The organism is Mesorhizobium yinganensis (assembly GCF_040081985.1).
GTDB lineage: Bacteria > Pseudomonadota > Alphaproteobacteria > Rhizobiales > Rhizobiaceae > Kumtagia > Kumtagia yinganensis.
In genome coordinates this window covers 265366-286056 of sequence record NZ_JBEBMH010000003.1, presented here as the reverse complement: position 1 = coordinate 286056, position 20691 = coordinate 265366, and the positions used below count along the sequence as shown (strand labels likewise).

Annotated in this window: 21 protein-coding genes and 1 pseudogene; 13 read left to right on the top strand and 9 right to left on the bottom strand. The window is 62.8% G+C overall.

Annotation, left to right across the window (positions count from 1 at the left end; translation table 11 throughout):
- The first annotated feature begins 16 nt into the window (after nt 1-16).
- Entirely contained in the window at nt 17-787 is a 771-nt protein-coding gene (locus ABMA59_RS08480; protein ID WP_349004902.1) for an alpha/beta fold hydrolase, read from the top strand.
- 167 nt (nt 788-954) lie between these two features.
- On the opposite strand, the gene ABMA59_RS08475 is transcribed toward ABMA59_RS08480, so the two are convergent.
- A complete protein-coding gene (locus ABMA59_RS08475) occupies nt 955-1155 on the bottom strand; it encodes a hypothetical protein (protein ID WP_349004901.1) in 201 nt (66 codons plus the stop codon).
- Entirely contained in the window at nt 1156-2043 is an 888-nt protein-coding gene (locus ABMA59_RS08470; RefSeq protein WP_349004900.1) for a GntR family transcriptional regulator, read from the bottom strand.
- A 296-nt stretch (nt 2044-2339) separates the two neighbouring features.
- On the opposite strand from ABMA59_RS08470, the gene ABMA59_RS08465 reads away from it, so the two are divergent.
- From ABMA59_RS08465 to ABMA59_RS08450, 4 genes are all read left to right on the top strand, one after another.
- Complete coding sequence (locus ABMA59_RS08465) at nt 2340-3254, top strand: ABC transporter permease (RefSeq protein ID WP_349005216.1); 915 nt, start codon at nt 2340-2342, stop codon at nt 3252-3254.
- On the top strand, nt 3251-4030 hold the full coding sequence (locus ABMA59_RS08460; protein WP_349004899.1) for an ATP-binding cassette domain-containing protein: 780 nt from the start codon (nt 3251-3253) through the stop codon (nt 4028-4030). The genes ABMA59_RS08465 and ABMA59_RS08460 overlap by 4 nt, the downstream gene beginning before the upstream one ends.
- Before the next feature lie 87 nt (nt 4031-4117).
- A complete protein-coding gene (locus ABMA59_RS08455; protein WP_349004898.1) occupies nt 4118-5035 on the top strand; it encodes a sugar ABC transporter substrate-binding protein in 918 nt (305 codons plus the stop codon).
- A gap of 92 nt (nt 5036-5127) precedes the next feature.
- The gene (locus ABMA59_RS08450; RefSeq protein WP_425475884.1) at nt 5128-6153 is read left to right on the top strand and encodes a zinc-binding alcohol dehydrogenase family protein; all 1026 of its coding nucleotides are present in this window, start codon (nt 5128-5130) and stop codon (nt 6151-6153) included.
- 136 nt (nt 6154-6289) lie between these two features.
- Here ABMA59_RS08450 and ABMA59_RS37135 read toward each other — a convergent pair.
- Nucleotides 6290-6703 (bottom strand): annotated as a pseudogene (locus ABMA59_RS37135) (integrase core domain-containing protein); the annotation flags it as partial.
- A gap of 124 nt (nt 6704-6827) precedes the next feature.
- Nucleotides 6828-7502 (bottom strand): TetR/AcrR family transcriptional regulator, encoded by a 675-nt coding sequence (locus tag ABMA59_RS08440; RefSeq protein ID WP_349004896.1) that lies wholly within the window; start codon nt 7500-7502, stop codon nt 6828-6830.
- Nucleotides 7503-7546: 44 nt separating this feature from the next.
- Here ABMA59_RS08440 and ABMA59_RS08435 point away from each other — a divergent pair, with 44 nt between their 5' ends.
- Both ABMA59_RS08435 and ABMA59_RS08430 read left to right on the top strand, forming a co-directional pair.
- Entirely contained in the window at nt 7547-8659 is a 1113-nt protein-coding gene (locus ABMA59_RS08435) for a Rid family hydrolase (protein ID WP_349004895.1), read from the top strand.
- Nucleotides 8659-9816 carry a M24 family metallopeptidase gene (locus ABMA59_RS08430; protein WP_349004894.1) on the top strand — a complete coding sequence of 386 codons (1158 nt, stop codon included), beginning with the start codon at nt 8659-8661 and terminating at the stop codon, nt 9814-9816. Before ABMA59_RS08435 ends, ABMA59_RS08430 begins: the two co-directional genes overlap by 1 nt.
- 72 nt (nt 9817-9888) lie before the next feature.
- Here the strand turns inward: ABMA59_RS08430 and ABMA59_RS08425 are convergent, their stop codons facing one another.
- The gene (locus ABMA59_RS08425; protein ID WP_349004893.1) at nt 9889-10650 is read right to left on the bottom strand and encodes an IclR family transcriptional regulator; all 762 of its coding nucleotides are present in this window, start codon (nt 10648-10650) and stop codon (nt 9889-9891) included.
- 119 nt (nt 10651-10769) lie between these two features.
- Between ABMA59_RS08425 and ABMA59_RS08420 the strand changes: the two genes are divergently transcribed.
- The 6 genes from ABMA59_RS08420 (at nt 10770) to ABMA59_RS08395 (ending at nt 15646) form a co-directional block, all read left to right on the top strand.
- Nucleotides 10770-11441, top strand: coding sequence for an amino acid ABC transporter permease (locus ABMA59_RS08420; protein ID WP_349004892.1), 672 nt, complete (start codon nt 10770-10772; stop codon nt 11439-11441).
- On the top strand, nt 11438-12088 hold the full coding sequence (locus ABMA59_RS08415; RefSeq protein WP_349004891.1) for an amino acid ABC transporter permease: 651 nt from the start codon (nt 11438-11440) through the stop codon (nt 12086-12088). Before ABMA59_RS08420 ends, ABMA59_RS08415 begins: the two co-directional genes overlap by 4 nt.
- Nucleotides 12075-12806 carry an amino acid ABC transporter ATP-binding protein gene (locus ABMA59_RS08410; RefSeq protein ID WP_349004890.1) on the top strand — a complete coding sequence of 244 codons (732 nt, stop codon included), beginning with the start codon at nt 12075-12077 and terminating at the stop codon, nt 12804-12806. Before ABMA59_RS08415 ends, ABMA59_RS08410 begins: the two co-directional genes overlap by 14 nt.
- A 39-nt stretch (nt 12807-12845) precedes the next feature.
- The gene (locus ABMA59_RS08405) at nt 12846-13637 is read left to right on the top strand and encodes a transporter substrate-binding domain-containing protein (protein WP_349004889.1); all 792 of its coding nucleotides are present in this window, start codon (nt 12846-12848) and stop codon (nt 13635-13637) included.
- Between the two features lie 66 nt (nt 13638-13703).
- Complete coding sequence (locus ABMA59_RS08400) at nt 13704-14711, top strand: succinylglutamate desuccinylase/aspartoacylase family protein (RefSeq protein WP_349004888.1); 1008 nt, start codon at nt 13704-13706, stop codon at nt 14709-14711.
- A complete protein-coding gene (locus tag ABMA59_RS08395) occupies nt 14708-15646 on the top strand; it encodes a threonine ammonia-lyase (RefSeq protein ID WP_349004887.1) in 939 nt (312 codons plus the stop codon). Before ABMA59_RS08400 ends, ABMA59_RS08395 begins: the two co-directional genes overlap by 4 nt.
- 606 nt (nt 15647-16252) lie before the next feature.
- On the opposite strand, the gene ABMA59_RS08390 is transcribed toward ABMA59_RS08395, so the two are convergent.
- The 4 genes from ABMA59_RS08390 to ABMA59_RS08375 are packed head-to-tail and all read right to left on the bottom strand — an operon-like array spanning nt 16253 to nt 20668.
- Nucleotides 16253-17191, bottom strand: coding sequence for an ABC transporter permease (locus ABMA59_RS08390; protein WP_349004886.1), 939 nt, complete (start codon nt 17189-17191; stop codon nt 16253-16255).
- Complete coding sequence (locus ABMA59_RS08385; protein ID WP_349004885.1) at nt 17188-18129, bottom strand: ABC transporter permease; 942 nt, start codon at nt 18127-18129, stop codon at nt 17188-17190. Before ABMA59_RS08385 ends, ABMA59_RS08390 begins: the two co-directional genes overlap by 4 nt.
- Nucleotides 18130-18134: 5 nt before the next feature.
- Nucleotides 18135-19601: a sugar ABC transporter ATP-binding protein gene (locus ABMA59_RS08380; protein WP_349004884.1), complete on the bottom strand. Its 1467-nt coding sequence runs from the start codon at nt 19599-19601 to the stop codon at nt 18135-18137.
- 53 nt (nt 19602-19654) lie between these two features.
- Nucleotides 19655-20668, bottom strand: a complete 1014-nt coding sequence (locus ABMA59_RS08375; RefSeq protein WP_349004883.1) for an ABC transporter substrate-binding protein — start codon at nt 20666-20668, stop codon at nt 19655-19657.
- Between the last annotated feature and the right edge of the window lie 23 nt (nt 20669-20691).

Sequence of the window (20691 nt, the reverse complement as noted above, 5' to 3'; positions counted from 1 at the left end):
CCAACAGGAGCAAACTATGCGAAATCATCTACTCTCGGTCGCCACCGTCCTCATGGCCGGAGCAACAATTGCCGCCCCCGCCCAATCGGCTCAACTGCCCAAGGGTGCTGCTCACAATATCGTGCTCGTCCATGGCGCTTTCGTCGACCAGACGAGTTGGCAGCACGTTGCCGACATCCTCACGAAGAAGGGGTATAAAGTCACGCTCGTCGAAAACCCGCTCACCTCACTCGCTGCCGACGTCGATGCAACCAAGCAGGCGCTTGCGAAACAGAACGGCAAGACCGTCCTTGTCGGTCACTCCTGGGGCGGTGTCGTGATCACGGAAGCAGGCAACGATCACAAGGTGTCGGCATTGGTCTATGTCTCCGCGTTCGCGCCGGATGTGGGACAATCTCTGGCGACCTTAGCCAAGAGCGGTCCGGCAACCGAAGGTGCCGCGGCTATCCGTCCTGACGACAAGGGCAACCTCTACATCGATCCCAAGGTGTTTCCTTCAGCGGTTGCCGCTGACCTGCCCTCGCAGATCGCCGAATCCCTGGCAAACCATCAGCTTCCCCTGAACCACACGGCGTTTGAGGCACCGGTCGATACGGCCGCCTGGCGCGACAAACCGACGTTCTATGTGATCAGCACCAAGGACAAGGTGATAGCACCCGAGGCCCAGAAGTTTTTCGCCGCCGAGATGAAGGCCCAAACGACGGAAGTCGCCGGCAGCCATGCTTCGCTCGTCGTGCATGCGAAGGAAGTTGCCGCGGTGATTGAAAAGGCCGCGCTCGTGAAGTGACAAAAGCTCCCGGCGCTTTCGTGCCGGGAGCCCAACGATGGCTGTCTGAGGAAGTCGGAGGCATCCGACGCCGATCGCTGCGGCCCCCAAGCCGGGAACCTAGGAGGCTGCAGCCACGTCCTCAAGAAAGGTCCCCGTGGCTGCACCACACTGATCCCTGCACTCGATCATTCAATTCCAATCATCCGGAGCATGACATGACTGAGCCCGACATCGCCAGCCAGGACACGGCACGCTTGAAACGGCACCTGACGAACACGAAGTCCTTGACGCGTACGCGCTTCAGGTTCGATGCCCATCTGCTGGGCGCTGTCGGGATTGTCGCTGACGATCTTCATCTGCGGTGTGTTGACCGGATAAACGCCCAATCATTTCGCCAGCGATCGCAAGAGGGTGTCGCGCGCTGATCGCAAGTGCTTTCGGCATGCGGATGCAATCAAGCGACGGTTTCTGGACTGGAGCGCTTCAATGTAAGCTAGGTGCTCCATGATGGCGGCGGTGTTCCGCTCCTTCTCGTCAGCTTTGTTCCACTGGTAGTGGTAGTGGAAGATGAGGGTGATGATATCGGAAAAGTCGTCGATGAACCGGTTTGGCGAGCTTTCGTTGACCAGCCGGTGGAAGCGGTTATCGAGGCTTGAAAAGTCATGGTAGCGCACCTCGATGTTCTCCAACAGGTCGATGTGCTGGTGCTTCAGCGCATTGAGGCGCCCCCACAGGGGCGATTCCCGAGGCAACTCGGCAAAGAGGCGAGCGGAGCGAAGCTCAAACATCACCCGGATCTCGAACAACTCCAGCGCGAAGTCCTCCGTAAATCCCTCGAAGAGCCAGCCTGAATTCCTTTTCTTCTCGACAAGGCCGAAACGGCTGAAGCGGATCAGAAATTCCCTGATACCATTGGTCGCCACGCCGAACTGTCGGGCAAGCTCCAGCTCGTTGATGAGTGTGCCTGGCTTGATGCCGCCTCGTAACATCCACTCCATGAACTGCTGCTCGACATGCTCGTTGCGTGAGGTCGTTTCCGGTCCGCTATAAAGATCGTCCTTACCGACCGGACGGCCAGGAATCTTTGTACCGTCCTCCTGAACGACAATGCCGCGCCTCGTGAGTTCTCGCAGCACCTTGCGCACTGTGGTGCGGCTGACGCCGATCTGGCCGCGCAGCTGATTTTCCGACGGTAGTCCGGCAGCGAATTCTCCGTTGCCGAGCAATTGCAAGGTCGTGTTGAGCGCACTCTTGTAGACGGTGTCCGGTTTCATAAGGGCGACTCGATCGTGTCTTTTTTCCAAAGTCCTTTATGCATAAAAAACAACTTGACGCAAATACTTCGAACGTTGTCTTTTATCGATACAAAGCAATGACAAGAAACTTGATGTGGTGCTGAAACCTATGGGTTTGGCCGCGGGGGAAGAATTTGTCCGACGCTGGAGAAAGCGCTGGAGTAGGCATGAAGGCGCCAGTGCCGTCACGGAGTGTCGCGTCTGGCTCCTATTCCGGTCTCGACCTCGGATTGAGGCTCCTTGGGATTGGCCCGGCGCTTATCCTGATTGCCCTGATGATCGTCCTGAGCTTCCTGTCTCCGGTCTTTCTCACGCCGCGCAATGTCAGCAACATCCTGGCGCAGACGGCGGTCATCACCGTCGTGGCGATGGGGCAGCATCTCGTCATCCTTACGCGCGGTGTTGACCTATCCGTCGGATCGAACCTTGCGCTCGCTTCTGTCGTGGGTGCGCTGTTGTTTCAGGCTGGCGGTTCCGCGATCGCGGTCATCGTGGCAATGATCGTATCTGGCGCTGTCGTCGGCGCGGTGAACGGGCTCTTCTACGTCTTTGGGCGACTGCCCCATCCATTCATCATCACGCTGGCGACGCTTAGCATCTGCAAAGGCATCGCATTGCAACTCGCCGACGGCCGCGCCATTCCGGGCATGCCGGAAGCGATCCGGGTGCTCGGCCGCAACGCCGTCTGGGGCCTGCCCGGCTCGGTTTTCGTGGTCATCGGTGTCGGCCTGCTGCTCCTCGTCCTCACAAGGACGATCGTATGGGGGCGCTGGATCTACGCGGTCGGCGGGCGGCCGGAAGCGGCCATGGCGATGGGTATCCCGGTCAACTGGGTCCTCGTGTCGACTTATGTGATCTCGGGCACCTGCGCCGGCATCGGTGCGGTCATCCTCGCCGGGCGCACCGATGCCGGATCGCCGCTGTTCGGCAACCTGCTCGAACTCGACACAATCGCGGCCGTCATCATCGGCGGCGCGAGCTTCCTTGGCGGGCGTGGCCATCTCGGCCACGCGGTCATCGGCGCCATCATGATCGGCGTCATCCGCAACGCGCTCAACCTGCTCAACGTCGACATCTTCTTCCAGCTCATCGTCATCGGCGTCGTCATCGTGATCGCGGTCGAATCCGACGTGCTGCGCAACTATCTGGAGGGCCGCGTCCGGGTCGCCCAGGCGGGGAGGGCGCGATGAGCGCCGCCACTCAGCCGCTTGCGGCCGCGGCCGAAAGGCCGGTCCTCTCGGTGCGCGGCGCCGTCAAGCGTTTTGGCTCGGTGCTCGCCCTCGACGGCGTCGATCTGCAGGTGCGGCGCGGCGAGATCCTGGCGCTGCTCGGCGACAACGGCGCCGGCAAGTCGACACTCATCAAGTGCATCAGCGGGCTGCACCATCTGGATTCCGGCTCGATCCAGCTCGACGGCCTCGAGACCGCGATACGCTCGCCCGCCGACGCCCGGTTTGCAGGAATCGAGACCGTCTATCAGGACCTCGCCCTCTTCGACAATCTGACGCCGGCCCAGAACTTCTTCGCCGGCCGCGAGATCGCTGGCCCGGCGTGGCTGCCGCGCGGGCTACGCTTCTTGAAGAAGCGAACCATGGATGCCGAGGCAAGGCAGGTCATCAGTCGGCTCAAAGTCACGCTACCCAAGCTGGATGTGGTGGTGGCCAAGATGTCGGGCGGCCAGCGCCAGGCAATCGCCGTCGCGCGGTCCACGGTATTCGCCCGCAAAGTGGTGATCCTCGACGAGCCGACGGCGGCGCTCGGCCTGCGGGAAGCGCGGCAGGTGCTCAATCTCGTGGCGACGCTGCGCGACCAAGGCAACGCGGTGATCATGATCACCCACAACATGGAACATGTCGTCGAACTCGCCGACCGCGCCATGGTGCTGCGGCAGGGACGGAAAGTCGGCGAACTCACACCAAACAGCAACAACAAGCAGGATCTGGTTGCGATGATCGTCGGAGCCTGAGCTTGAAGGGATTGCGGGCGCGTCCGCGCGCGCAACTGGCCGACACGGCTTCCATTGGAAGGCGGGCCATTATCCAGGGAGGTGAACATGAAACTGAGACATGCATTTTTGGGAGGCCTGGCGGCCGCGGCTGTGCTCGCGTCGCCTTCTTTCGCGGCAGACAAGCTCAAGGTCGGCCTGATAACGAAGTTCCCGGTTCCGTTCTTTTCGACCATCGAGGACGCCGCGAAGAAATACGCGGCCGACAACAATCTCGAGTTGGTCATCGGCCAGGGACAGTCGGCCACCGATATCGAGGGGCAGATCGCTCTGATCGAATCCATGGTCACCCAGGGCGTGCAGGGCATCGCCGTCACGCCCGTCGATCCGACCGTGGCGCCGGCACTCGATAAGGCTGTCGCGGCGGGCATCAAGGTGGTGCTGATCGACAACAGCATTCCCGGCTGGAAAGGCCAGACGGCGCTGGTGTCGACCAACAATCTCTATGGCGGTCGCATTGCCGGGGAATATCTGAAGACCGTCCTGAAGGATGGCGACAAGATCGGCATCCTCGAAGGCGTGCCGGGCGTTCCGGCGCTCGACGACCGCGTCAACGGCATGAAGGAAGGCCTGGGCGGCCTGAAGGTGGAGATCGTCGGCAAGGGCGCCACGAACTGCACGCAGGAACTCGGCACCTCGGTCGCCGAGGACATCCTGACCGCCAATCCCGACCTCAAGGCGATCTATTCCGCATGCGGTCCGCCTGCGGCGGGTGCCGCGCAGGCCATCGCCAATGCCGGCATCGCCAACGACAAGTTCATACTCGTCGGCTTCGACGCTTGCTGCGGAGAGCTGGAGGCGATCAAGTCCGGGGTCGAGGATGCGACCGTAGCACAGTTCCCCGCCAAGATGGGCGAACTCGGGATCGACACGGTAGTCAAGGCGATCAAGGGGGAAAAGGTGGAAGCAAATGTCGACACCGGCGCCGGCCTGGTGACGGCGGCCAACGTCAAGGACTTCGAATAGCTCGCCCACCGGCCCGAAGGCGCCGCCGCCGGGCCGGTTTGTTGGACAGCCAATGCATCGCAGGAGGGGACGCCGCCGACATGAACGCCAGCGTGAACATCGTCCGATGCGTCGCCCCAGGAGAGCTTGAGTTCACCGCCCACTCCGCGCTCGGCAGTCCGCCGGAAGGATGGGCACTGATCGATGTCGCCCATGTCGGCATCTGCGGCACCGACTATCACATCTTCGAGGGCAAGCATCCGTTTCTGGCCTATCCGCGCGTCATGGGCCATGAAGTTTCGGGCACCGTTGCCGAGATCAATGGACCCGCCGCCGTTTCAGTCGGACAGGAGGTCATCATAAATCCCTACCTGTCGTGCGGCACGTGCGTCGCGTGCCGCCAGGGAAAACCCAACTGCTGTGTTTCGATCCAGGTGTTCGGCGTACATTGTGACGGCGCCATGAGCGAGCAGTTGCTGGTTCCCGTAGCGAACCTGCTGCCCATTAGAGGTCTGTCGCTGATCGAAGCCGCGACGGTCGAATTCCTGGCTATCGGCGCTCACGCGGTGCGAAGGTCCATGGGCGTTCCGGGGAGTCGCGCGCTGGTGATCGGCGCGGGGCCAATAGGTCTTGGCACAGCGCTGTTCGCTCGAATTGCGAAACAACAGGTGACCATCATGGACGTCAGTGCGGAGCGGCTGGCCTTTGCCGCGCGGCAACTCTGTTTCCTGGTCATCGACGCGTCGAAAGGGCAGGTTCTCGAAAACGTAACCGAGCGAACCGTCGGAACGGGTTTCGACGTCGTCTACGACGCAACGGGGAACAGCCGTTCGATACAGGCTGCCTTCGCCTATGTCGCGCATGGCGGCGTCATGGTGATGGTCAGCGTCGTCCAGGACGACATCACCTTCTCGGACCCGGAATTCCACAAACGTGAAATGATGCTGATCGGCAGCCGCAATGCCACAAACGCCGATTTCGAGCACGTCGTCGCCTCGATCCGCGCGGGCAAGATACCGGTCGATCGGCTTGTCACGCATCGCACCACCCTGGGCGACAGCCCGCGCGATATCGCACTCTGGGCACATGAAAAGGACGGCCTGATCAAGGCCATGATCGATGTTAGCGGTTCAGGATGACGGACACCGGGCAACCACCAAATCTGCAACGGGAGGAAAACATGAAGGAATACTTGGAAGTCACCAGTAGCGGTTGCAGGGATTTTTGAAGAGGGTGATGCTTGGCACGACCGCGCTTGGTGCCGCTGACCTTTAATCCAGCCGCGATTAGAGCCTCGGCCGTTTGTATTACGCCGAAGGACGCGGTCGAGGTCCGCAGGACGGCGGAGACGCGAAGGCCTTATCGAGCGAAGCGTCGTCGCGGTTCCGGCGAAGGCCGCCGTGCTTTGGTATCCGAGCGAGGAGTGCGGTCTCGCGTTGTTGAAGCCCTGCGCCATTCGGCGATGGCGCTGGGAGCATGGTCGAGGCCGAAGACCAGACTCTCTTTCAGGAGTTCATCACGCATCCGGCCGTTGGAGCTTTCGACATCGCCATTATCCGGCATTGTTCTCGCTGCTATTGTTGGTTCGGTCGTCAGGTCGGTTAGGCTTGGCTTATCCGGGTCACGGACACCGCTAGCGCGCAAGTGCAGGCAGGCCGTCGTATGCAGATGAACTGAGAGTTCGAGCACGTTATCTGGCCGCTCCTACGACTCGCCCGGATGCGCTGCGAGCGCGGAGCCGTATTTGTTGTGTTGCCCACCGCGCGAGACTGATATCGTGTTTCGGTCTGAACACGCTCGCCCGGTTGCGAGATTAATTCGGTCTCTGCTCTATAAAGCTGCGAACCGTTCTGTAGACCCCTTCCAGCCGTTCGAAGCCGCCTTCGGCAAGTGTGATCGGCGCGGCGTTATCGGCGATGACTGAGAGAAGCAAAGCGGCGTCGTTGGGCTGAATGTTCACGGCGAGTTCGCCACGCCGGGCAGCGAGCGACAGCGCGCCGGCGAATGTTGCTGTTAACTGATTGCCGAAATTGTCGAGTGTTAGGCGCCCTTCCGGGCTGAGCAGGTCGGCATCCTGCCGCAGGCGGGAGATCAGGCTCCAGGCGCCGCTTTGTCCATCCGGATTGAAATGCCGAAATCGCGCGCGGCTGTAGCCGATCATGGCTTCCACCTTGTCGCCCAGGCGCGCGTCTTCAGCCGACCAGATTTCGCCAAGCGCGGCCAGTGTCGCGTCGGCATAGTCCCGCAGCACCTCGTCCACCAGCGCCTGCTTGTTGCCGAAATGATAGTGGATGTTGGCGCGCGTGGTGCCGAGCGTTGTCGCGATGTCGCCGAAACTGACGCCGCGATAGCCTCGGCGCACCAGCAACTCCAGCGCAGTATCCTTGATCGCCTGCCGTGTGTCGGTCTCGCCCATGGCCGTCAGTATAACCGTTTCCGACCAGTGCCCGGTCGTCGTCCGACGCTTCCCCAGGAATTTGACGCGCAACTGACTTGCAAGTAAGTAAGTATCAGTCGCGGGGAGGGTGACCTATGGAAACGCGGGTGGTCGGCGGCATCGATGGTGAGGCTCCGCAAGCCGTGCGGACGGGAGACCTGATCTTCGTCGGCGGGTTGATGGCGGTCGATGACGGCGGCAACATCGTCGGAGACGACGTGGCCACGCAGGCACATTCGATCTTCGATCGGCTGCGGGCGGTACTGGCAGAGGCTGGCGCCAGCCTTGCCGACGTGGTGAAGCACAATGTCTATTTCACCTGCGAGAACAATCAGGCCGCGGCTGCGCGTTTTCTCGACGAACTCGATGCCGTGCGCACAAACTACTTCGCCGCGCCCGGCCCGACGACGACCGAAATCCGTTGCGGGCTGGACAGGCAGGGCGCCCTGCTCATGGTCGATGCCTCGGCAGTCGTCGGCGGTCAACGCTCGCTCGACCGGGATGGCAACGTGCTGGGCGTCGGCGACATCGAAATCCAGACCGACGAGGCGTTCCGCAACCTCGACTCGATGCTGAGGGCCGGCGGCGGCGACCGCAACAGCCTGATGCGCCAAAACACCTATTTCCGCTTCTTCGGCGAAGGACGCGAGGTCACCGACTATTGGGAAAAGATGACAAACGTCCGGCGCCGCTACATGTCGGTGCCGTCGGCCGCCGGCGCGGGGCTGCGTATCGAGGGCATGGGCGACATCGAAGAACTCATCCAAGTCGAGGGTATCGGCATGCTCGGCCAAGACAAGCAGCGCCTGCAGCCGGAAAACCATTGGGACTGGAGCATTCCGAACACCCAGTTCACGCAGGGCTGGAAGATCGGCAGGCTCGGCTTCATCGGTGGCCAGATCTCGGCGGACAACAAGGCGCGCGCCGTGGGCGACGACATGGAGACGCAGACCCGCAACGTCTTCAATTTTGTCCGCAGCACGCTTGCGGAGGGCGGACTCGACGAAAGCCATGTGGCAAAACTATACATCTATTATCACGCCGAAGGTGGCTGGGCCGAGATCGAGGCGACGCGGGCGGTGATCGCGAAGGTGCAGCGCGAATTCTATCCCGAACCCGGGCCGGCGGTGACGGCGGTACGCGTCGCCGGGTTCGCGTTCGAGGAGCTGCTGATCGAGATCGAAGCCATGGCCGTGACGCCCGACTGATGTCAAGGAGCGACTTTACGGCCAAAGAGTTCGCCGGACGCCTGGCGCGTGTCCGGGCTGAAATGCGATTGCAAAACCTCGACTGGCTGGTGGCCGTGCATCCGGTTTCCATCCACTGGCTGACCGGCAGCGATGCGAAGAGTTATCAGGAGTTCCAGTGCCTGCTGGTCGGCGCACAGGATGAGCCCTTGGTCGTGCTGACGCGGCACGGCGAAAAGCACGAGTTCGAAACCGACTCGCTGGCCGACGAAGTGCATTGGTTCGGCGGCGGCGAGAACGAAGACCCGATCGAGGCCTTCGCTGCGCTGGCGCGGCGTCACGGCCTGCTTGGAAAGCGGATCGGGCTGGAGGTGCCGGCGTTCTATCTGCACCCCTACCACTATCTCGCACTTCGTGATCTGATGGGCGACGCGCTGATCACAGAATCCACCGATCTCATCCCCAGGCTGAAGCTGGTGAAATCGCCGGCCGAACTGGGCTATATCCGCCGGGCGGCCGCTATCGCCGATCTCGGCATGGACCGTTTTAAGCGCGATCTGGCGGCCGGCGCGACTGAACTGACGCTGGCCGGTGGCGTCTACGAGACGCTGCTGTCTAACGGCAGCGGCATCGCGGCCAGCCCCATAAATCTGGTCTCAGGCCCTCGGTCGGCCTACAGCCACGGCGCGCCTACGGAGCGCGTGCTGCAACGCGGCGACTACGTCAACATCGAATTCGGCGCCACCTACCGGCGCTACACGGCGACGATCGGCCGGCAGTTTGTCCTCGGCCGGCCGACGCCGCGCATGTTGGAACTCTACGACGTGGTGCGTGATGCCTCGGACGCCATGACCGCGGCGATCCGCCATGGCGTATCGGCGAGGCTGCCGCATGAGGCGGCGCGGGCGGTCATCGGCAAGGCCGGTCTCGAACCCTATCGTGTGCATCTTTCCGGCTACGGGCTGGCGCCCGGTTTCCCGCCGAGTTGGGCCGAGCCGCTGCACATGATCGGCGGCAGCCCCAACGTGCTCGAAGCCGGCATGGTGGTCACGGTCGAGCCGCCAGTGTTCATCGGCGCGGAAGGGCTGGGCGCGCGCATCATCGACACTTTGCTGGTGACGCAGACGGGAGCCGAGCGTCTTGGAAAGTCGTCGCGGGATCTGATTGTGGTGGAGTGAGGAAAGGCAGGAGCGCGCTAGGCATTGAGTGAAACAGCATTTGCCACGTCCCTGCTGTGTGGCATCATCGCCCTACTGCCCTAACTCAGAGGCGATCTCGGCGCAGGCGAGTTTCAGCCGCGCCAGCATCGCCTCGAAATTGGGCGGGGAACTGCGCCGGCTGACGGCGGCGACGGTGACGCATGCGACCGCGCGGCCGTCTCCGACTAGGATCGGGCAAACCACGTCGGTGACGCCGATGATGTCGCGGCTCTCATGAATGATGGCTCCGCGCGCCCGGACTTCCTCCAGCTCGACGGCAAGCGCGGTCGGGTCTGGAGGTTCGCGCATCAGCATCAGGCATTCCATGATCATGCGCTCGCGCACCGCCTTCGGCTGAAACGCCATCAGCACCAGTCCGGAATGCGCGTCGGCCAGCGGCCGGCGGTATCCGAGCTTCAGCGAAAAATTCATGTCGGCGCCGCCCGAGGCGGCGGCGATGATCACTGTCTCGCCGCGATGCGCTACGACGAGATGCGCCGCCTGATGCACCTCGTCGGCGAAACGCTCGACGATCGGCGCCGCCGTGCTGACCAGGTCGCGGGCGCGTGCGGTCTGCATGCCGAGCCCGAAGAGCTTGTTGGACAGCATCAGCCCTTCGCCGCTTTCGTCGCGCTGGATGTAGCCGCGCCCGAGCAGGACATGGACCATGCGGAATATCTCGTTCTTGGATCGTCCCAGTTCCTCCGCGATCTGCCGCGTGCCCATCGGCCTGCCGGCGCCCGCCAGCAACTCCAATATGTCGAGCCCCTTCTCCAGGGCGGGCGCGCTGTAGCTCAATCCGTCGTCGTTCATGCCAATCACTTCATGGATGACGCTTGACGCCACATATGAAGCAGCGATAGCGTATAGCCTATAAAATCGGGAACAAAACTAACGGCTTTTAGCGGATTGCAGAAGGGGGTTCTGCATTCATGAGCTACAACTTCAAATTTGGAGCTCTGCTGCGCTATCAGGACGAGATTGTCCAGGGCGTCCTGCTGACGCTTCAACTGTCGATCGTCACCATGATCTGCGGACTGGTCATCGGCCTGCTGGTCGCAGCCGCCGCAGGCAGTCCGCACAAGGCGCTGCGAGTTCCCGCGCGCATCTATGTGGAGGCGATCCGCAACACGCCGCTGCTGGTCCAGCTTTTCATCGTCTTCTTCGGATTCCCGTCGATCGGCATAAAACTGGATGCCAACACCGCCGCGTTGATTGCCCTGTCGATCAACATGGGCGCCTATGGCGCGGAGATCCTGCGCGCCGGCTTCGAATCGGTGCGCCGCAGCCAGATCGAGGCCGGCCGCTCGCTCGGCCTGACCGCCGGCCAGACGTTCCGCCATGTCGTGCTGTTCCAGGCGGTGAAGGCCATCTATCCGGCGCTGGCCAGCCAGTTCGTGCTGATCATGCTCGCCACCTGCGTGGTTTCGTCGATCGGCGTCACGGAACTCTTCCATCAGGCCGCCTTCATTGATTCGCGCACCTACCGCTCGTTCGAAGCCTACACGCTGATCACGCTCGCCTATCTGGTCCTCACGCTCGGTTTCCGCGCCTTCTTCTCGGCGGTCTATTGGGCGGTGTTTGTCAGGAGGCCGCGCCGATGATCCGCGAATTCGGCGGCGCCGACGTCTTTTACCTGCTGCTGGCGACGCGCTGGACGATCCTGCTCGCGCTGGTCGCGATGGCCGGCGGCGGCCTGCTCGGCATTGTCGTGGCGGTCCTGCGGGTGGTTCCGTTCAAGCCTGCGAACTGGCTCGCCATCGGCTACATCAATCTCATCCAGGGCACGCCGCTGCTCGGCCAGTTGTTCGTGTTCTTCTTCGGCCTGCCGCTGTTTGGCCTTTCGGTTGAGGCCTGGACCGCCGCGGCGCTGTCGCTGTCGATCTACGCTTCGGCCTTCTTCGGCGAGATTTGGCGCGGCAGTCTGCAATCGGTATCGCCGCGCCATTGGGAAGCGGGGGCTTCGCTCGGTCTCACCTATGCCCAGAGGCTTTTCTACGTGGTGCTGCCGCAGGCGATCCGCATCAGCGTAGCGCCCACGGTCGGGTTCCTGGTGCAACTGGTCAAGAACACGTCGCTCACCGCGCTGATCGGCTTCGTCGAACTGACGCGGGCCAGCCAGATCATAAGCGGGGCGACGTTTGCTCCACTGCCCGTCTATCTCACCGCTGCGGCCTACTACTTCGTCATCTGCTTTTCCCTCTCCCAGCTCAGTCACATGCTGGAAAGGAGACTTCATGCCGCACGTTGAGATCAGCGACATCCACAAGCGGTTCGGCGCGGTCGAAGTGCTGAAGGGCGTGTCGCTGACGCTTGAAAAGGGCGAGATCGTCGCGGTCATCGGCCGCTCGGGGTCGGGCAAGTCGACGCTGCTGCGGTGCGTGAACGGTCTGGAGACGGTGCAGTCCGGCCGTATCGTGGTCGACGGCATCGACGTCACCGCGCCGGGCGCCGACCTCAACCTGCTCAGGCAGCGCGCAGGCATGGTGTTCCAGAGCTACAATCTGTTCCCGCATCTCAACGTCGAGCGTAACGTGACGCTGGCGCTCAAGCTGGTGCGCAAGATGGAGCCGGCCGCCGCGCGCGAAGTGGCGCGACAGGTGGTCTCCCGGGTCGGGCTGGCCGACAAGCTGCTTGCATACCCTGACGAACTGTCGGGAGGCCAGCAGCAGCGGGTGGCGATTGCCCGCTCGCTCGCCATGCAGCCGACGCTGATGCTGTTCGACGAGATCACCTCGGCGCTCGATCCCGAACTGGTGGGCGAGGTGCTGCGTGTGCTCGAGGGCGTCGCCGCCGAGGGCATGACGATGATGCTCGTCACGCATGAGATGAACTTTGCCAAGAACGTCGCCGATCGGGTGATCTTCATGCACCAGGGCCGCATCCACGAGGACGGCCCGGCACGCGAGATCCTGCTCGAGCCTCGTACGGCCGAACTCAGGAGCTTCCTGAACGCCGTCCTCCACTGAAATTCGAGCCTTCAATCGATGTCCAAAAGGGGAACTACCATGTTGAAACATCTATCCAGGATCGTCTCAGCCGTGCTCCTGGCCGGCGCCGTCTCGATGCTGCCGGCCAAGGCGGCCGATCTGCAGGAGATCATCTCCGCCGGGAAAGTCCGCATCGGCGTGCCGGTAGACGTGCCGCCCTTCGGCTCGGTCGACGCCAACAACCAGCCGGTCGGGCTTGACGTCGACATGGCCAACAACATCGCCAAGGCGCTCGGCGTCACGCTCGAACTGCAGCAGATCACCGGCGCCAACCGCGTGCCCTATCTCGCCACAGACCGGCTCGACATCGTGATCGCCGCCATGGGCGCCACGCCGGAGCGGGCGCTGCAGATCGCCTTCACCTCGCCCTATGCGGCCCTGTCGATCGGCGTCTTCGGCCCTGACAGCATCGCGGTGACCTCGCCGGCCGAACTGACCGACCAGACCATCGCGGTGGCGCGCGGCACGACGCAGGACCTGGAACTGACCAAGGCCGCGCCCAATGCCAAGATCATGCGCTTCGACGACGACGCGACCGCCGCTGCCGCCTTCACCTCGGGCCAGGCGCAACTGCTCGCCACCGCCGACGTGGTCGCCAAGGACATGATGGACAAGGATCCCAAGATCCAGCTCAAGCCAAAATTCATCCTGCAGTTCTCGCCCTGCTACATCGGCATCCAGCAGGGCAGCCCAGAACTGCTGCGCTGGCTCGATACCTACATCCATCTCGGCCTGCTCGACGGGTCGCTGTCGGCTCTGTCGGTGAAATGGATCGGCACGCCGCTGCCGGCCAATTTCCCGAGCATCTGACCGAACGCGCCGTGGCGGGCTGTCCTGCCACGGCTCCCGCCCCTTCCCAGCAAAAGCACGGTCAGCATGTCCACCGCCCGTACCACCATCGATTTCGACCGCCCAGGCAAGCAGGTCGGCTTCGTCGACATCCCGCATTCGCCGCATGAGGACGCCTGGGGCGCGACGCGCATCCCGCTCGCCGTGATCAGGAACGGCGACGGGCCTACGGTCATTCTGCAGGCGGGCAACCATGGCGACGAATATGAAGGACCGATCACACTCGGCGAGTTGATCCGCGAGCTTGATGCCGGCATGGTCAGCGGCCGCATCATCTTCCTGCCGGCGATCAACGTGCCTGCTGTTTTGGCGGGAAGGCGGACATCGCCTGTCGACGGGCTCAACCTCAATCGGACTTTTCCCGGCGACGCCAACGGCACCATCACCCAGCAGATTTCAGCTTACGTCACTGACGTGATCATGCCGCTCGGCGATGCCTATATTGACCTGCACTCCGGCGGCTCATCGCTCAACATCCTGCCGAGCGCCATCATCGAACCGGCGCCAGACCCCGGACACCGCGCGCGTAACATCGCAGCCGTGCTGGCCTTCGATGCTCCATTGACCGTGGTGATCGACAATCTCGGCGAGCCACGCACCTCCACCGCCACCTCGGTGCGGGCGGGTCTGACCACTGTCGGCACCGAGATGGCCGGAGCCGGCACGGTCTCGCTCGATGCTCTGGGCATTTGCCGACGCGGCGTCCGAAACGTGCTCGCCCATTTCGGCGTCCTGCCGCCCACGGGCAAGCCGCCGCAGGCAAACCCGGAAAACATCTTGCGCATCCCTGGCCATGACGGCTACGTGCTTGCGACCAGCGCGGGCGTGTTCGAACCGTTCCACGCCCTGGGCACGCCGGTGCGCGCTGGCCAGCAGGCGGGGCGTATCCATAATCTCGGCGATCCCGCGCGCCAACCGGAGACGCTCTACTACGCGGCTGATGGAATCGTGTATGGCAACCGCCAGCCTGGCCGTGTCGTCCCCGGCAATTGCTGCGTGACTGTCGCGGCCCGATACGAGGGAGACTTGATGTGATCACGCTCGACGACATCCGGGCAGCCGCCGCCCGCATCGACGGGAAGGTGCGGCAGACGCCCATGATCGCGGCCAGCAGCCTGAAGGCGCCGATCGCCGATGCCGAGGTGAAGCTCAAGCTGGAATTGTTGCAGGTCACCGGATCGTTCAAGGCGCGCGGCGCCACCAACCGGCTGCTGACCGCCGACAAGGCCGAGTTACGGCGTGGCATCGTCACGGCATCTGGAGGAAACCACGGCATCGCCACGGCGCGGGCCGGCTACATGGCCGGCGTACCGACGACGATCTTCCTGCCCTCCAACGCATCGCCCGCGAAGATCGCTAAGCTGGAGGCATGGGGGGCAAAGACCCGCATCGTCGGATCGGCATGGCATGAATCGAACGAGGCGGCGCAGGCATTCGTCCGCGAAACCGGCGCCATCTATTTTCATCCCTTCGCCGACCCGGCTGTGGTTGCCGGACAGGGAACCGTCGGGCTCGAAATTCTGGCGCAGATGCCTGACGTGACGACCGTGCTGGTCGCGATGGGTGGCGGAGGGCTAGTTAGCGGCGTGGCGATAGCGCTCAAGGCGCTGGCGCCGCATGTGCGGGTGATCGGCATCGAGGCGGAAGGGTCGCCTGTGCTGTTACGCGCTCTGGAAGTCGGCAGGAATGTCGCGCTGGACAAGGTCACCACGTCGGTCGCCACCATGGCGTGCGCGAAAACCGACGATCGCATCTTCGAGACCGTCAGCCGTCATGTCGACGAGATCGTGCTGGTCGACGACGACGAGATGCTGCGGGCGGCGAAAAGCCTGTGGTTCGAGATGGGGCTCGCCGCCGACCTCAGCGGCGCGGCGGCGATTGCAGCGCTGAGGGAGGGCCGCGTGAGGCTCACGGACAATGACCGCGTCTGCGCGATCGTCTGCGGAGCGGGTCCTGAAGCGGTATTATAGTAGGTACCATTTTTGCTCGGGCCACTCGATATCGGAGATCAATCCGGGACAATTCGCCTCATAGCGGTGAGGACTCGCTGCGTGTGCTCGATTTCGTTCTCGAGAAATTGCCTGTAGGAAGGCTTCAACTCTAGTTTCAGTTCTTCCTGGAGCTCAGCTAGCTCGGCTTCCAAATCCGCCTTGCGACCGGTCCAGAGCTCGAGTTCGGCTTTCTCCGCCCTGGTCATTGGACCCTTGATCTGGATCTCCCCACGCCGAAGGTCGACGACGATATGGTCCGGGTGAGGGATTGGGCGCGACGATGCCGAGCGCCTCTCGCCGTTCGAGTTCCCGATCCACTCCGCCTTGTAGTTGATCGCAACCTGCTTCCATTCGTCATGCAGCGCCTTGTTAGCCTGCTCAGTGCTTCACAGCAGAGCCTGGAGATCCTCGGCCAGAAGCTCCTCGTCCCATCCAGCATTCAGCGCGAGATTGTTGTCGGCGAGGACACAGGTGCGCTTCTGCGCCGCCGTCGAACGCAGGGCACGTGCGCCATCTCTAGCGTCTTGGCCGCCTCGACCCGGCCGTGTCCCACCAGAATCCCTGATTTCGGAGGCATCCGAGCCATCAACTCGTCGATTTGCGACCGCTGGCGAGAACAATCACCGCGATTATGATGACGCCCGTCAGGACCAGACGAATTCCGGCACCGAAACCATATGTGTTGAGCATGGTCACCAGCAGAAACAGCAGCATCGCCGCGCCCCACAGCCCGGGCAGATTGGCAAAGCCGCCGGCAACCGAGGTTCCGCCGATCACCACGACCGCGATCGATGCCAGCAGATACTCCGATCCCATGTTGAGCGCCGCCCCGCCTGAGAAACCGGAAACGAGATAGCCGGTCAGGCCGGCAAACACGCCGCACATGACGTAGGTCAGGAAACGGACGCGGTCGACCGGAAGTCCAGCAAGCCTCGCAGCACGCGGGTTCTGCCCTATGGCGGTCACGGTGCGGCCAAACACGGTGCGGTGAAGCACCACGCTCATCAGCACGGTCAGCGTCACGGCGGCGACAGCAAGAACCGGAACGCCCCAGACGATCCATGTCGTGAAATCGGCCAACATCGCCGGTGGCTTTATGCGGATGCCGCGGCTGTAGGAGATCGCCGCCGACAGCACGACGAAGCTCGACGACAGCGTGGCGATGATCGGCGGGATGCGCAGCAACCGGATCAGCGCGTAGTTGAGGATGCCGACGCCCCCTCCGCAGCCGAGAGCTATCAGCAAGCCGGGCACGATCATAGGCTCGGCGCCATCCATGATTTTCATGGATACCGCGCCGGCCAGTGTCATCGTTGCCGGTATCGACAGGTCCACATTGCCTGGTCCGAGGGTGATGACATACATCTGCCCGATCGCCACTAGGACGGAGAAGGTGGCGAAGGACAGCGCTGCCGTCAGCACCTCGCCAGCGCCCTGGCCGTGCGTAAAGGCCATGGTCCCCAGCCAGATCGCGATGGCCCCGGCATAGGCGCCGATCCACGGCTTTGACAGCAGCTTGCTCATGCGGCGCGCTCCGCCCGGTTGATCAGCACACGCAACGCCAGCACGATGATCAGGATGACGCCCTGTGCGCCGATCTGCCAGTCCGGGTCGAGCCGCAGGAACGACAGGAACGACCCCGCCAGCGTCAGCGTCATAGCGCCCAGCACTGCGCCCGCGGGCGAAATCCGCCCGCCGGTGAACTCGCCGCCGCCAAGGATCACCCCGGCAATGGACAACAGCGTGTAGCGCAGGGCAATGTTGGCGTCGCCCGACGTGGTGAGACCCACAAGGGCGAGCCCGGAGAAGACGCCGAACAGGCCTGCAAGGGCAAACATCGTCATCTTGGTCTTGAGCAGCGACCAACCGGACCGTTCGACCGAGCGCGGATTGCCGCCGGCGCCGCGCAACACCACGCCATAGGCCGAACGCATCAGGCCTAGATGCACGATCACCGCGAGCGCCAGCAACGCATAGATTGTGAAAGGCACGAAAGGTGTCTTCCAACTCATCAGCGCACGCAGCCATTCCGGCGCCTTGCCGCCTGGCGTCGGCAGGACAAGGATGGCGAGACCGAGCCAGACGAACGACATGCCTAGCGTGACAACGATCGAAGGCAGGTTCCGCAAGTGGATCAGCGCGCCGACCAGAGCGTAGAGCACGATGCCTGCCGCTAGTGCAGCTATGCCGAGCAGCGGTGCATCGTTGAGCCAGGTGGCGCCAACGCAGGCAACGAAGCCGATGTAAGCGCCGAGCGAGAGGTCTAGGTCATTGACCGTGATGACGAACATCTGCGCGATCGTCGCCAGCGCGATGGGCAAAGCGAGATTCAGAAGCAGGTTCAGGCCGACATAGCTCATGGCGCGCGGCTGCAACCAAAAAACCGCGATCAAAAGCACCGCGAAGGACACTGTCGGCAGCAGCACGCGGGCATACCGGGCGAGCATGGCGGAAGCATTCATCCGGATCACGCCGCCGTTTCGAAGGAGGAATGGAGCACGCGCTCCTCGGTGACCTGATCGCCGACCAGCTCGGCGGCGATAACACCATTGCGGAACACATAGACGCGGTCGCAATGCTGCAGTTCGTCCATCTCCGTCGTATACCAGAGGAAGGTTCTGCCGCCGGCGGCTTCATTGCGGATGATTGCGTAAACCTCTTGCTTCGTCCCGACATCCACGCCACGCATCGGATCGTCCATCAGGATGATGTCGGCGTCTGAGCCCAGCGCTCGTGCGAACAAGACCTTTTGCTGGTTGCCGCCCGACAGCGACAGGATCGGGTTGTTCATGTCCGGCGTGCGGATACCGATGCGGGACTTCCAGTTTTCGGCCATCGCGACTTCTGCCTTCGGGTCGATCAGCAGTCCGCGCACCATGTTCTTGAGCGAAGCGATAGTGGCATTGTCGCCGATCGACCACAGAGGAAAGACCCCGTCGGTCTGGCGGTCGCCAGCGACCATTGCGGTCTGGCCCTTTACCTCGATCTGCCGCACGGCGCTGCGCGAACCCTGGAAAATCCGTACCAGCATCTCCGTCTGGCCATGGCCACCCAAGCCTGCAAGTCCAACAATCTCGCCGCGGCGGGCGACGAGGGTAGTGCCGTCGGTTTGGCGTTGCGGCACCGCGCTCACATTGACCTCCGCCGTCGACACCGCGCGGCGTTCACTGCGAGCATCATGCCTTTCGGCAACGCTGCCCATGCTCTCCACCAGTGTATCGCGGCTGAACTCCGAGGCGGGCCAGTTCGTCACCACCCTGCCATCACGCATGACGACAATATTGTCAGCGGTGGTCAGGATCTCATGCAGCAGGTGCGAGATGAGAACCACGGAGCCGCCGCCGGCGACAAAGCTCCGGACGAAGAGCAGAAGCTGGTTCGCCAGGATGCCGTCGAGCGAGGAGGTCGGCTCGTCGAGAATGACCAGCCGCACCGGCAGTTCCGTTTCGGTGAAGGCTCGGGCGATTTCGACCATCTGGCGCCGTGCAATCGACAGATCGCCGACGATCTGGTCGGGCTGGATGTCATGGCCGGGAAAGATCTTGTCGAGTGACTGCCTGATTAGATTGGAAGCCCGGCGACGCCAGCCGAACCCATGCAGGGACGGATGCATGATGCGGGCATTCTCGGCGACCGACAGGTTCGGGCAGAGCGACAGCTCTTGAAACACGCAGCGTATGCCCAGCCGGTTCGCCGATGCGACGCCAGAGCTTGCGGTGACGTCTGTCCCCGCGATCTCGACGCGACCCGCCGACGCGCGCAGCGTGCCGGCCAGAATGTTCATCAAGGTCGACTTGCCGGCGCCATTGTGCCCGACCAGCCCGAGGCAGGTGCCTGGCGTGATGTCGATACTGACGCCTGCAAGAGCGCGAACGGCGCCGAAACTCTTTTCGACGCCGTCAAGCCGGATAAAACTTCCCGTTGATTGGTTCATGCGCGAAGCGGTCCGAGGCTGCCGCGAACACGCGACAGCCTCGGTTTCCATCCCTACTTGCCTGCGATCACTTTCTGGGCGTCTTCGAGCGAGTATTCGGTGTTGGCGACACCGCCCTTTTCAGTCGTCTCAAGGCTCTTCTCCAGCGTGTCCTGATCGATACGCAGGAACGGAACCACCAGATCCTTCTGCACCTCTTTGCCATCAAGGATCTGCTGGGCAACCCAGAAAGCAAGCGTGGAGACGCCGGGCGCGATCGACACGGACATTGTCTCGTATTTCGTTGCGTCCTTCTGCTCCTTCCACCAGGCGAGCTCATCCTGGCGGTTGCCCATGATGATCACCGGTGTCGGGCGGTTTGCCGCCTTGAAGGCCTGGGCGGCGCCATAGCCGTCACCGCCCTGCGTGACGACGCCAACAATGTCGGCTGGCAGCGACGGCAGGATGCCGGCGACGGCTTTCTGTGCGACGTCCTGAGCCCAGTCGCCATGCACTGAACCGACGATCTTGAACTGCGGGTTTTCGGTGACGCCTTCATGGATGCCCTTGGAGATCTCGTCGTCGACGAACACGCCGGCGAGACCGCGGATTTCGAGCAGGTTGCCGCCGCTCGGCAGCTTGTCTTTGAGGTATAGGACCTCGTCCTTGCCCATCTGCTTGAAGTCGACCGCGATGCGCCATGCGCAGGGTTCAGTGACAATGCCGTCGAACGAAACGACTGTGATGCCGGCGTCGCAAGCCTGTTTGACGGCGCCGTTGAGTGCGTCAGGCGAGGCTGCGTTGATGACAATCGCGTCGTAGCCCTCCAGGATCATGTTCTGGATCTGGGCGGCTTGCTCGGTGACCTGGTTTTCAGCGGTGGTGAAGGGGTCGGCCGCGGCCACCACCTTATCGGCAACGGCCTGCTTGGTCACCGTGTCCCAGCTCTTGAGCATGGCCTGCCGCCAAGAATTGCCGGCATAGTTGTTGGATAGCGCAATGCGCTTGTCGGCGGTATCGGCCTGTGCCGCCGTGGCAGCGAGGATCAATCCCGTGGCCACAATTGCCCGATTCAAAGCTTTGTTCATTACTTCCTCCCTTTGGCGTCGTC